Origin of the sequence: Alloalcanivorax venustensis ISO4 (assembly GCF_015356855.1) — a bacterium.
Lineage (GTDB): Bacteria > Pseudomonadota > Gammaproteobacteria > Pseudomonadales > Alcanivoracaceae > Alloalcanivorax > Alloalcanivorax venustensis.
Map to the genome: position 1 here is coordinate 61,037 of NZ_ARXR01000009.1, position 12,515 is coordinate 73,551.

A 12,515-nucleotide genomic window follows, 5' to 3' on the forward strand; every position below is an offset into this window, starting at 1 on the left:
GAGGCCTCACCATTGCAAGCGCGCCGAGCCGGCAAGGGCGCATTGACAGACTGTCGGCGCCACGCGCATTTTGGTCCGATCAGAACAACAAGATGACACCGGAGCCCCAACATGAAACCAGAGGTCCGTGCAGACCTTCACCGGCGCACCCTGGAGGCGCTCAACGGGACGCGGCCGGAAGGTCGGGCCGCCCCCGGCGAGGTGCCGGTGGACCGCTATCTGGACCGCGGCCGTGCCGACCGGGAGCGGGCCCTGATGCGGCGCCGCCCCCAGGCGGTGGCCGCCAGCAGCGAACTGCCCGCCGCCGGCGCCTGGCTGGCCCGCGACCGGCTGGGCGTGCCTTTGCTGCTGGTGCGTCAGGAGGACGGCGCCTTGCGGGCCTTCCTCAACGTATGTCGCCACCGGGGCGCCCGCCTGCTGGACGAAGGCGCCGGCCACAGCGCCCGGACCTTTGTTTGCCCTTACCACGCCTGGACCTACGCCCTGGACGGAAGCCTGAAGGGGCTGCCCCAGGCGTTCGGCTTTCCCTGCCTGAACAAGGCGGAATCCGGGCTGCGGCGCCTGGCCGTTCGGGAGCGCGGCGGCCTGGTCTGGGTAGTCGCCGACCCGGATCTCGCGGACAGCGATATCGACAGCCATCTCGATCCATTGATGGGCGAGCTGGAAGCCCTGGATCTGTCCGCGCCCGTGGCCTACGCGCCGCGCCACTATGAGGTGGCCGCCAACTGGAAACTGCTGGTGGACGGTTCCCTAGAGGCCTACCACTTCAAGGTGGCGCACCGGAATACCATCGCGCACCTGTTCACCGACAACCTCCAGATCATCGACGAAGCGGGACTCAATCGCCGGCTGTATTTGGTCAAATCCAACCTGGACCCGGCCAACCCGCCGGACGCCGAAGGCTTTGAACCGCGCCGGCACGGCAACATTCTGTACTTCTTTTTTCCCAACACCACCGTGCTGGTGCAGCCCGACCACGCCCAGTTCAGCACCCTGGAGCCGCTCGGGCCGAACCGTACCCGTGTCCACGAGATCACCCTGCTGCCCGCCGCCCCGGACAGCGACAAAGCGGAGCGTTACTGGCAAGCCAACGTGGACCTGTACCGGCGCACCCTGGCCGAGGACTACAACCTGTCGGAATCGATCCAGAAGGGACTGCCGTCCGGCGCCAATCAGGTACTCACTTTCGGCACGTTTGAGTACAGCGCGCCGCGTTTTCACCGGCAATTGGAGGCGGAACTCGACGCCGCCGGCCGAGCGCCGTGAACCACCCCCTCCACCAGGGGATGCCCGCCATCGGCGAATAGCGTATAAGGGCGGCATGAAAACCCCGAAACGGATACAACCCCTGGTCGATGACGGCCTGGTGGACGAAGTGATCAGCCGGCTGATGAGCGGCAAAGAGGCGGACATCTATGTGGTCCGCTGCGGCGACCGGGTGCAGTGCGCCAAGGTGTACAAGGAGGCCGCCAAGCGCGGCTTCAAGCAGGCGGTGCACTACCAGGAAGGCCGCAAGGTGCGCAGCACGCGCCGTGCCCGGGCCATGGAAAAGGGCTCCAAGTTCGGCCGCGATCAGCAGGAAAAGGTCTGGCAGACCGCCGAGGTGGACGCCCTGCGCCGCCTGGCGGACGCCGGCGTGCGCGTGCCTCGGCCCTACGACATGCTGGAAGGCGTGCTGCTGATGGAGCTGATCACCGACGACGCCGGCGACGTGGCGCCGCGCCTGTGCGACGTGGTGCTCACCGAGGAACAGGCACTGGAAGACCACGCCCTGATGATGCACTACGTGGTGCTGATGCTGTGCGCCGGGCTGGTCCACGGCGACCTGTCCGAATTCAACGTGCTGGTGGACGCCTACGGGCCGGTGGTGATCGACCTGCCCCAGGCGGTGGACGCCGCCGCCAACAACCACGCCGAAGCCTTCCTGCTGCGCGACGTCAACAACATGACACGTTACTACGGCCAGTACGCCCCGGCCCTGTTGGGCAGCCGCTACGGCGAGGAGATCTGGGCGCTCTACGAGGCCGGCGAACTGCACCCGGAGGTGTCACTCACGGGCGTATTCGAGGACTCCGGCGAAGCCGCCAACGTCGAGGACGTCCTGGCCGAAATCAAAGCCGCCTTTGAGGAAGAACAGGAGCGCCAGGAGCGACTCAACGATTCCGATTAGAGCGAGAGCCGTCAGTCGTGGCCGTCGCTGAGGATGTGGTGCAGCCCGCCGCAGTCGACCATCGGGTCCTCGCAGTTGACCACGGTTCTGGAGTGCGCCAGCACGTAGCTTTTGCCGGTGATGGTGTTCTCCACCACGTCGTGGTCCTCCTCCCGGCGGGTGTCGATGAACTCGCCGATAAAGCCGGAGCCGCGCAGGGAGACGGTTTCCAGCCGGTCGCCGGGTTTGATCCTGCCTTCGTGGTGCATCAGCGCCAGCCGCGCGGAGGTGCCGGTGCCGGTGGTGCTGCGGCAGATCACGCCGGGGTGCACATAGGTGGCGGAGCGGGAGCGGTAGAAGTGATCCCCCACCTGCTCCACCGGGCCCATGAAGTGCAGGAACGGCAGCGGCCCCACGTCGCCCAGGGTGTAGTGGGAAAAGCCGCGCTCCGCCTGAATCGCCTCGACGATGGCGCGGGCGCAGCGCGCCAGATCCGCCTCCTCATCCAGGGTCAGATGGAAGCCCAGCTCGGTGGCGTCCACCAGAGCGTAGAACCCGCCGCTGTAAGCCACGCTGTAGGTGACGTTGCCCAGCGACGGCACATGGATGGTGGCACGGTGGGTGTCGATGTAGCTGGGCAGGCCGCCGCAGGTGATCGATTCCACCACGCCGTCGTGGACCTGGGCCTCGATGTGCACCAGCCCCGCCGGCGATTCCATCATAAAGCTTTGCCGGCCCTCTTCCTTGGGCACCAGCCCGCTTTCCAGCACCGCCGTGGCGGTGCAGATGGTGTTGGAGCCGGAGTAAATCGCATAGCCCATCACTTCCATGATGATGTAGCCGACGCTGGCGTCCGGGTGGGACGGCGGCACGATCAGATCCACCGACATCTCCGGAATGCCGTAGGGCTCCTCCAGTAAAAGCCGGCGCAGGCCGTCGGCGTCGTCGCGCAGGTACTCCATTTGCTGGCGCACGGTTTTACCGGGCAGCGGATCAATACCGCCGAGAACGATGCGACTGACATCGCCGCCGGCGTGGGTGTCCATAAGGTTCAGGCTTAACTCCTGGCGCATCAGGTTGTCTCCTTTAACGCGAAGGGTTCGCCGAAGTCCGCCCACTGGCGGTCGGGGACGATGACGATCTTGCCGAGGAAGTTGTTGCCGCGGCTGACGAAGTAGTCCTCCGCGCGGTGCAGGTCGGAGAGTTTGAAGGCGGCGTGCAGCACCGGTTTGAGCTCGCCGGAGCGGATCCAGTCGATCAACTGTTGCGCCTCTTCCCGGGTGCCGTGGGACACACCGAATACCTGTACCTGATAGAGGTAGATGCGCGTCCACATGATCTCGCTCAGGTTGCCACCGCTGGCGCCGGCGATGCTCAGACGCGGATAGCTGTCGCGTGCCTTCATGTCGAAGATCATGGCGTCGATAAAGCGGTCGGTCATGTCGCCGCCGACCAGATCCATCACCGCGTCCAGAGGCGCGCCGCCGGTCAGCTCGCGGACCCGGTCGGTGAAGCCGTCCATGTCGGAACGGTCGAGCACCGCTTCGGCGCCCAGCTCACGCAGGGCGCCCGCCTTGTCCGGCGTGCTCAACGCATAGGGAATCGCGCCCAGGACCCGGCACAGCTGGATCAGCGCCGTGCCGACACCGCCGCTGGCGCCGGTCACCAGCACCCGCTCCCCGGCGACGACATTGGCGGAGGTGAGCATATGCAGGGCGGTCTGGTAGGAGCACATGCCCATGGCCGCCAGCTCCGCGTCGGCCAGGTCCGCCTTGTCCACGGTGTGGAACTGGTCCGAGGGCACCGCCACGTACTCGGCGAAGCCGCCGTCGGCGCCGTGGCCGTAGTAGTCCGGCGTCAGGTTGATGTCGCGGCGGTCGTCCGGATAAAGATTGAAATCCAGCAGGCCGCGCTCGCCGAGGCGTGCCGGATCCACGCCTTCACCGACCGCGGCAACCCGCCCGGCCACGTCGGCGCCCTGAATACGGGGGAAGGTGAGCGTGGCCGAACCACCCATCTGAAAGGACGCCACCTCGTCCTTGTCCTTGGTGGGATACAGGCCTTCACGGGCCTTACGGTCGGTGTTGTTCTTGGCGGTGGCGGTGACGCGCACCAGCACTTGGCCCGGCGCGGGTCGAGGCACCGGCACATCGTCGCGGTGAACCAGCTTATCCACGCCACCGTGGCCGGTGAGCACCATGGCCGACATGGTGCCAGGGACAGCCTGCGAATGATGATCGTCGTCCATGGCTTGTCTCCTTGTGTTGTTTACCTATCACCCCTGCGTGGCGATGGAAAGTGGGATTTAAAGGGCCCCACCAACAATCGGTGACGGTTTAGCCCATATGGGGTATGTGCCCATTAAGCAAACGCCCTAGGCTCGATCGAACCTGATTGGACATCGGAAGGGCAACCATGAAGAAAGCAGCGTTATTCCTCATTGCGTGCGTGGCATCGGCCACGATTCTGGCGGGGTGTGGGGGCGGTTCCTCCTCATCCAGCGACGATACCGGCGGCGGCGCCACCTCGCGCACCATCAGCGGCACCGCCACGGCACCGGCCGGCGCCGTGGCCTTTCACGAGGCCCCAAGCGTCTTCGAACTGGCCCTGAACGCGCTGATCCCGTCGGCGCACGCGGCCATCACCGGTCTTGATCCGGTCGGCGGCGCGACCGTCGAGCTACTGCGGGTGGATAACGCCGGCAACCCGGTGGGTGAGGTGCTGGCGGAAACCGTCACCTCGATCACCGGCGACTACCGTCTGACGCTCCCCGAAGGCGTGAACCTGGCGGGCGATCTGATCGTGAGGATTACCGGCACCGGCACCGAGATGCGGGCCCAGGTGGTGGATCAGGCGGTGAACATCAACCCGGTATCGGAATTCGTGCTGCGTAAGTTCATCGAGGAAGGTACCGATCTGGACCAGTTGGTGGTCACGGACGTGGTCACCCTGAGCGGCAAGGTGGACACCTTTGATCTCACCGCCGGCAACGACCTCAGTGACATGCTCGCCAAACTGGACCAGGAAGTGGGCGAGTTCGTCGAGCAGCAGGTAGCGGTCATCAAAGAGCAACCCGGCGACGTGGACAGCGTGACCGGCGATTACCGAAGCGCGGCCTTCAGCCTCGGCCTGCATGACAGCGACAATAACAATTTCGGCACCTTCGCCAACGATATGTGGCGCAGCCAGTTCAACTTCGCCAACGGCGGCGACACCGTGGCGATCACCCTGGAAGGCGAAGAAAGTGCCTACTCGAACTTTTCCGGCATGAGCGTGGCCACCGGATCGATCTACTACGAAACAGACATCGACACCGAATCCGAAAACCTCTCGGGCACACTTACCGACTCCGGCATCCTGTCCATCGAGGGCGCGTTCGAAGAAGAAATCAACGGAGACAATGCGTTCCGCTATCCGTCGGTGATCTACAACCTGCAACAGGTCAAGAACAAAGGTCTGTTCTTCCTGTTGTCCCAGGAAGCGGCGGTACGCTACGGCACCACCGACACCAACGGCGACGAAGAGCCGGACGCGCTCGACCCCAATGACCGCCGTGGCGATGAAGTGTTCCGCGCCCTGGAAGTGTTCGCCCGCTCACCGTCCGGGATGAGCGATTCGGATCTCAGCGGCGCCTTCGGCCGCGTGTTCCTGGAAACCTACGCGCAAACCGGTGTGATCGAACTGCAGACCGAGGTCAACGTGGTCACCTTCAATGGCGACGGCACCTTCGATTACGGCGACGCCACCGGCCACCGGGTAGGGCTGGAAAGCAACGGCAGCACCTACCAGGCGCTGAACGAAATTGGCACCAACGGCGAGCCCATCGACGTCGGCGCCGACGGCGACATCATTTCCGCCGGCACCGACGACGGCCAGCCCGTGCCCGCCGATGGCTTTGTCAACGACACTTTCGATTTCATCGCCTTCGCGGAAACGGAAAACAATGAGAACGTTTGGGCCCAGTTCAACAAAACCCTGATGGTGAAGCTGCCTGAAAGCGCCCCCGACGTGGCCGGAAAAAAATACCGATTGATGCTGCTGTCCGCTGCCCTTGAAGGGGTCGGCAACGGCACCAGCGACATCGAGATGATCAACAGCCAGTTCAACAGCTACGTGACCCTGAGCAGCAATACCGCCGGCACCCTGGCCGGGGACTTCACGGAAGTCCATAAAACCGGCCTCGGCGGTGATCTCTCCGTGGACAGCGATACGGCAAGCGCCGCCCTTAACGTCACTGTCGCCGCCAACGGCGCCACCACCCTGACCCTCGCCGATCAGGACGGCAGCAATATCATGGAAGGCTTTTTCAACCAGGACGCCAGCCTGGGCGTATTCACCACCCGCTGGGTTCCGCAGGGCGGCGACCCCAACGAGCTGGGCCTGGTGGTGCTGATCGACGTCACCGAGTAACCGCTTCACCCCCGAACGCCGCCAGGCGTACCCCCGCGGCGGGCTTCGGCCTCGCCGCACCCTTTGACCCCGGCCCCCCCGGGGTCTTTTTCGTTGCGCTCCCGGCGCGCGCTTCCTATGATCCGGACAACCACCTTGCCGAATCCGGGGCCGTCGCCTTGCAGGATGAGAATAACGACCTGATTGGTCGGATCTACGAAACCGCCCTGTCCCCCGGCGACTGGATGGACCTGCTCGACACCATCACCGGCTGGACCGACGACAACCCACCGGGCGACGCCAACGGCGCGCCCATGGAAGTGGAGCAATTGATCGGGCACCTGGAACGGGCGGTGCGCAGCAGCGCCTATATGCACGCTCTTGAGGACCGCACCCAGATTCTCAACAGCATGTACAACCAGATGCCCTGGCCCATGCTGATGCTCGACGAGCAAATGCGCGCGCTGGAGTGCAATCCGGCGGCGCGGCAGGCACTCACCCAGGCGCCCATTGAACTGCTGCCGGACGGCACCCTGCGATTCGCTGATCGGGCATTGAAAGAGGGCCTGAAACGAGTTCACAGCCTGGCCGCCGGCCGGCATACCCAGCTGCTTGCGTCCCAGCGTGACGCGGTGACCTTGCTTTGTCTGCCGGTCAAGAAATCCGACGCACCAGGCAACATCGCCAGAGTCCGCACCATCGTCTGGGTGCTGGCCGGCCACAGCGTGGTGACGCCATCAGCGGAATCCCTGAAAGCCATTTTTCCGATCACGCACGCAGAATCCCGCCTGCTGCATCTGCTCTGCAAGATCGGCAACCTCAGTCAAAGCGCGGCGCTGCTCTCGATCAGCGTGCACACCGCGCGCAGTCAGCTTAAGTCGACCATGGCGAAGCTGGAAGCCAACAGTCAGGTGCAGTTAGTCAGTCAAGCGATGGGGCATGCCTTGGTCCAGGCGGCCCAGCCCCCGGCCCTGAGCCAAACGCCGGAACACACCCTGACCCTGCCCGATGGCCGCGTGTTGAGCTGGTTCGAATACGGTGATCCGTCGGGACGAGCGGTGCTGACCCTCGACAACCTGGGCAGCGCCCTGCCCGACCACCGCCTCTTCGATGAGTGGTACCGGGCGAACGGCCTGCGCATGATTCTGATCGTACGCCCCGGCTACGGACTGTCCACTGCCCGAGCGGACATGGAATTCCGCGACTTTGGCCCGGACATCCGCGCCCTGTGCCACCATCTGGGCCTGCAGCGACCGCCGATGGCGGCGTACTGTGGCGGCGGCCCCTATGCGCTGTGCGCGGCGGCGCTGCATCCCGATCTGTTCGACCGGCTGGGCCTGCTAGCCAGCACCGTGCCGATTGAGCACTTCGAACTGGACAAGCTCGACCGCATCCACGCCATGTTTCTGCGCATCTTCCGCAAGGATCCGCGACTGTTCGTGCTGGTGGGCCGTCTAGCGTTGCGTGGCGTGCGGCGTTCCCCGGAAAAATACCTGGCCCGCCTGGCCAAGTCGCTGTGCCCGGAGGATCAAGCGGTGCTCAACGATCCGGACCTGCTGGCGCGACTGATCGAGCGCATGCACGCCAGCCACTTCCAGGGCGCGCGCATCCTGATCGACGAATACATACGCATGCAGCACCCCTGGCTGGTGGACCTGAAGCAAATCAAAGTACCGATCCTGCACTGGCACGGTGAGGACGACCGCATCATCTCCATAGGCAGCGCCCGCGGGCTGGCAGGGGATTTACCCAACGCGCGCTTCCGCAGCTTCCCCGGCCTCGGGCGTTTTATGATTTATAAAGTCTGGCGGGAATTTCTCACCGAGTTACTGGAGCTGCCGGCGCAGCCGGCGCCCAAGCGCCAGCGGCTCTCGGCCACGATCGACACGCGCTGAGACGGCCACGAAGCCACTTGTATCAAGCATCGGCGCTGTCCAGACAATCGCGAAACAGCGTGTTCAAACTGCTCAAGTCGCGACTGACCGGCGCGGCCTTGTCTGAGTAACGCGAAAGCCGGGACAGTTCTTTTTCAATATAATCGTTCAGCTCCGCCATCACCGGGACAAATTCCTTTTCCTCGCTGCGCTGTTTTTTTGCCAGCAGACGGGTAATTTCTTTATCCACCGTTTCATCGTCAGCCACCAACGGTCGCAAGCGCTCGAATTCAACCGGTGCGGGAGAGCGATAACGTTCCAGCCAGCGGATTGCCAATAGGGAACGCAGGACGTAAAAGTATTTCTTCAGCGGCACCAGCTTCGCCTTCAGATAGCCGCGATAGTTCTTGTCCGCCATGCTCCAATAATGATGCACGCCTTTGTTCACGTCGTAGATGTCAGGCAGCAGTGCCCTCGCACGGTCGGCAAAACCGACCTCGTCGCGATAGACAATAGGGGAGTGCAGCCACTCCACGAACGACGGGTTGGACTGCCAGAATAATTTCAGAGCTTTGCGAATATCCCAGCCGCTGAGATCCATATCGTCGACGATCTCGCATTCGATGACATCGCGGCGCTCTTCCAGATCCAGCGACAGGTACCATTCACGCGGGTGCGCGTAGATAAAGCGCACGTCGTAATCGCTGTTCGGTGAGGGAAAGCCCCAGGCCCGGCTGCCGGACTCCACCGCAAACAGCACGCGCACACCGTGCTCTTCCTCGACGGTCCTCAGGCGGCCCTGGATATACCGCCGAACGTCCTCGCTGATCATAAAACCGTCCCTGTTCAGTTGCCGCTGTCCTCAAACAACGTATGCATGTGCTCAAGCAACTCGGGGCCGCCGGGCTTACCGTGGCCGGGGATCACCACCTCGGCTTGCGGGTACATTGCCTGTGCATGACGGATCGCTTGCGGCCAATAGCCCAGGTCCGCGTCGGCGGTGTTGCCCAGATTATCGGTGGCCAGCTCGCGCACCGCGCAGCCGCCGTAGAGGATCTTCTGCTCGGGCAGCCACACCATAATGTTGTCGCGGGCGTGGCCACCGCCGGGGTAGAGCACTTCCAAACTGCCGGAACCGGTGGTGCTGCCCGGGGCTTCAATGCCCTTCAACGCGTTAGCTGGCACCGGATTGCCCTCTTCCGCGCTCAGGCGTTGCGTCATCGGGTGCGACCAGACCGGGATGCCCGCGGCTTCCAGCACCGCCACGCCGCCGGTGCGGTCGCTGTGAAAATGCGTGGACAGCGCCCGGTCCACCGGCAAACCGATCTCTTCGTCGATCCAGACCTGCAGCTCTTCGGTGGCCTCGGCGCCCCAGGCGGAATCGAGCAGAACCAGGTGATCGCCTTCGCGCACGATCAACCCGTTGGAGGGATACAGCACGCCGTCGAAGGTGTTGTAGGAGGTGTGCATCCAGACGCCGGGCTCAAGCTGCTCGACCTGAAGACCCGGGTTGCCGGGCGGAGAATGGCGGTGATCGCTTTGGCAGCCGACCGTCAGCAAACCGAGGAGTAACAACCAGGGTGCGTAAAAGGCGTGGTATTTCATGCAAGGAATCCGGGGCCAGGGAGAGGACACCGACAATAAACCGCCAGCGGCGTCCGCGCTATGAACGGCTCGGCAATCCGGGGTCGCCGCGTGTAGGGGACCGGCGTCGCGCTCTTGCCCCTCTGATAAACAGAGCGTATACCTTGGCGTCAGGAGGGCACGTCTTATGGACAATAATCCGGTCCCCGACCATTGCCGGGGCTTCGAGAACCTGGAGCGGGAAGTCAGCCTGCGCATCGCCAACCGCGAGATTCGCGGCAAGATACCGGACGCCGTGCGGGGCACCTTCTTACGCATCGGGCCAGGCCGCAGTGAACTGGGCGGACGGACCTTCGGCCACTGGTTCGACGGCGACGGCATGGTGCACGCGCTTACCTTCGACGAACAGGGCGCCCGCTACCGCAACCGTTTCGTACGCACGCCCAAATACCGGGCCGAAACCGCCGCCGGCCAGATTAAAAAACGCAGCTTCGGGCACAACGCCCCGGGCGGCATCCTCGCCAACATCGGCCGGCCACCGGCCAACGCCGCCAACACCAGTATTGTCCAGCATGGCGATCGGCTGCTGGCACAATGGGAAGGCGGCCGCCCCTGGGCCCTGGACCCGCATGACCTGAAGACCCTGGGCGAAGCCAGCTTCGGTGGCGGTCTGAAACCGTTCGAGCCCTTCAGCGCCCACGGCCACCATCACCCGGACAGCGGGCGCTACTACAACCATGGCGTCAGCCTGGGGCGGCACGGCCCGCAAGTGAATCTCTACCAGATCGGCCCCGGCGGGCGCATGGAACGGCGCGGGCGTTTCCCGCTGCCGCGCCTGACGTTTCTGCACGGCTCCGCCATGTCGAAACGTCACTGGTTGTTCCTGGAGCAGCCGGTGGCCATGACCGGCGTCACCAAGATGATGCTTGGCTTACGTACCGTCGACCAGTGCATGACCCATAATCCGGCCTGGGGCATGCGCGCCCATGTGATCGACCTGAATTCCCTGGAACGCACTCACACCTTCGAACTTGATCCGTTCGTGGTGTTCCACTTCGGCAACGCCCGCGAGATCGGCGACGAATTGATCGTGGAACTGGTGCGCTTTCCTGATTTCACCGTCAACCAGGGCCTGCGGGATTTCACCCGCCACTATCAAAATGACGCCGGCGAACCAGGACAGCTACGGCTGAATCTACGCACCGGCAAACAGACCTATCGGCCACTGCCGCATCAGGCCGGCTGCGAGTTTCCCACTTTCGATAACCGCTATCAGGGCGAGCGCAGCCGCGTTCTCTTTAATACCGCGCTCGCCGACCAGGGCGGCTTCTTCAACGCCGTGCAGAGACTGGACACCGAGAGCGGCCACACCGCCCTGCACAGAATGGGACCGGGGCGCTTCGTTTCCGAAGCGGTCTTCGTGCCTGAGGGTGAAAAAGAGGGTGACGGCTATTTATGCGCCGCCGTCTACGACGTCAATACGCATTGCAGTGAGATCGTGCTGTTGGACGCCCGTAGCGAGAACCTGGAAGAAGTGGCCGCGGTGCCGTTGCCGCATCATATTCCCCACGGCTTTCATTGCGGGTGGGTCAGCCCGGGTTAAAGCGCGGCCGCCGGTCCCGGTGAAGGTCACCCGCAACGCATGACCCGCACATTGTTGCGGTTGCGGCTGTAAGACGGCGGCTGGCCGAACCAGCGCTGGTAGGTGCGGGACAGATGCGCCGAATCGGTGAAGCCGGCCGCGTGGGCAATCTCGGTGATGCTGCGTTTAGAGTGCAGCAGATGGAACACGCGCTGCAGTTTTTGCCAGGATTTATAGTCACGCAATGACATCCCGAACACGTCGCTCATCAGACGCGACGCCCAGAAATACGACGTGCCCAGCTCCCGGGCCAGATCGGTCAGCGTCAGGTCCCGGCCGCTCTCCAGCAGTTCACGTATCAGCGGTTCTCTGGAATCCGGCTGGGACTGAGGCGTCAGATGCCGGAACGGAACGCACAGCGCCTGCTCATAGATTTCCGGCGCCAGAGCCGGCGCCAGACGGCCTTGATAGAGGGCCTCCAGCGGGGCGTCGATATCCTTGAAAAAGTCGCGCTCGAGCGGTGCAACTCCACCCCGCGCCAACGCCCTGAAACCGGCGTACCGGGGCGAACCGGGCGTGATATGGAAACACACCACCGGCACATCACGGGCGCACAGGCCGCGCGCCAGGAACGGCGGTATCACCGCCGCTCGGGTCCACAGCGCCTTGCCTTTAAAAGTGATGCGGAACGGCGCCGCGCCGACCGACACAATCAAGGCCGCGGAAGGCGGCCGGGTTTCTTCACTGACGATCGACGCGGCGGTGTAAATAAACCCCGAGCAGCCCACAATGTAGACGTTGTCTATCGGGTGGTCCGCCGCGCTGGCCGGCAATGCGGTTTCTTGTTCTTGGTACTTTAAACCCATGGGATCTCTCCTGCCCTAGGTGGCGCACTCAATAAACGGCGCCAAGACACAGCTCCCCCTTTTTACCAACC

General features: G+C 63.9%; 10 protein-coding genes. 5 read left to right on the top strand and 5 right to left on the bottom strand.

Features of this window, described 5'->3' with window-relative positions; translation table 11 throughout:
* Nucleotides 1-111: 111 nt before the first annotated feature.
* Both ISO4_RS07615 and ISO4_RS07620 read left to right on the top strand, forming a co-directional pair.
* The gene (locus tag ISO4_RS07615; protein WP_194855757.1) at nt 112-1,266 is read left to right on the top strand and encodes an aromatic ring-hydroxylating oxygenase subunit alpha; all 1,155 of its coding nucleotides are present in this window, start codon (nt 112-114) and stop codon (nt 1,264-1,266) included.
* A gap of 55 nt (nt 1,267-1,321) precedes the next feature.
* Nucleotides 1,322-2,170 carry a PA4780 family RIO1-like protein kinase gene (locus tag ISO4_RS07620; protein ID WP_194855758.1) on the top strand — a complete coding sequence of 283 codons (849 nt, stop codon included), beginning with the start codon at nt 1,322-1,324 and terminating at the stop codon, nt 2,168-2,170.
* 11 nt (nt 2,171-2,181) lie between these two features.
* Here ISO4_RS07620 and ISO4_RS07625 read toward each other — a convergent pair whose 3' ends face one another.
* Nucleotides 2,182-3,222, bottom strand: a complete 1,041-nt coding sequence (locus ISO4_RS07625) for a proline racemase family protein (RefSeq protein WP_194855759.1) — start codon at nt 3,220-3,222, stop codon at nt 2,182-2,184.
* Nucleotides 3,222-4,397, bottom strand: coding sequence for a zinc-binding dehydrogenase (locus ISO4_RS07630; protein ID WP_194855760.1), 1,176 nt, complete (start codon nt 4,395-4,397; stop codon nt 3,222-3,224). The genes ISO4_RS07625 and ISO4_RS07630 overlap by 1 nt, the downstream gene beginning before the upstream one ends.
* A gap of 167 nt (nt 4,398-4,564) precedes the next feature.
* Here ISO4_RS07630 and ISO4_RS07635 point away from each other — a divergent pair, with 167 nt between their 5' ends.
* Together ISO4_RS07635 and ISO4_RS07640 are read left to right on the top strand one after the other, a co-directional pair.
* A complete protein-coding gene (locus ISO4_RS07635) occupies nt 4,565-6,559 on the top strand; it encodes a hypothetical protein (protein WP_194855761.1) in 1,995 nt (664 codons plus the stop codon).
* Between the two features lie 158 nt (nt 6,560-6,717).
* Nucleotides 6,718-8,433 (top strand): alpha/beta fold hydrolase, encoded by a 1,716-nt coding sequence (locus ISO4_RS07640; protein ID WP_194855762.1) that lies wholly within the window; start codon nt 6,718-6,720, stop codon nt 8,431-8,433.
* Nucleotides 8,434-8,455: 22 nt separating this feature from the next.
* Here the strand turns inward: ISO4_RS07640 and ISO4_RS07645 are convergent, their stop codons facing one another.
* Both ISO4_RS07645 and bla read right to left on the bottom strand, forming a co-directional pair.
* The gene (locus ISO4_RS07645) at nt 8,456-9,244 is read right to left on the bottom strand and encodes a nucleotidyltransferase domain-containing protein (RefSeq protein ID WP_194855763.1); all 789 of its coding nucleotides are present in this window, start codon (nt 9,242-9,244) and stop codon (nt 8,456-8,458) included.
* A gap of 14 nt (nt 9,245-9,258) precedes the next feature.
* Nucleotides 9,259-10,017, bottom strand: coding sequence for a subclass B1 metallo-beta-lactamase (gene bla, locus ISO4_RS07650; protein WP_185956898.1), 759 nt, complete (start codon nt 10,015-10,017; stop codon nt 9,259-9,261).
* 166 nt (nt 10,018-10,183) lie between these two features.
* Between bla and ISO4_RS07655 the strand changes: the two genes are divergently transcribed.
* Nucleotides 10,184-11,599, top strand: coding sequence for a carotenoid oxygenase family protein (locus tag ISO4_RS07655; protein WP_142948544.1), 1,416 nt, complete (start codon nt 10,184-10,186; stop codon nt 11,597-11,599).
* A 26-nt stretch (nt 11,600-11,625) separates the two neighbouring features.
* Here the strand turns inward: ISO4_RS07655 and ISO4_RS07660 are convergent, their stop codons facing one another.
* Nucleotides 11,626-12,411, bottom strand: a complete 786-nt coding sequence (locus tag ISO4_RS07660) for a helix-turn-helix domain-containing protein (protein ID WP_194855764.1) — start codon at nt 12,409-12,411, stop codon at nt 11,626-11,628.
* Nucleotides 12,412-12,515: the final 104 nt, after the last annotated feature.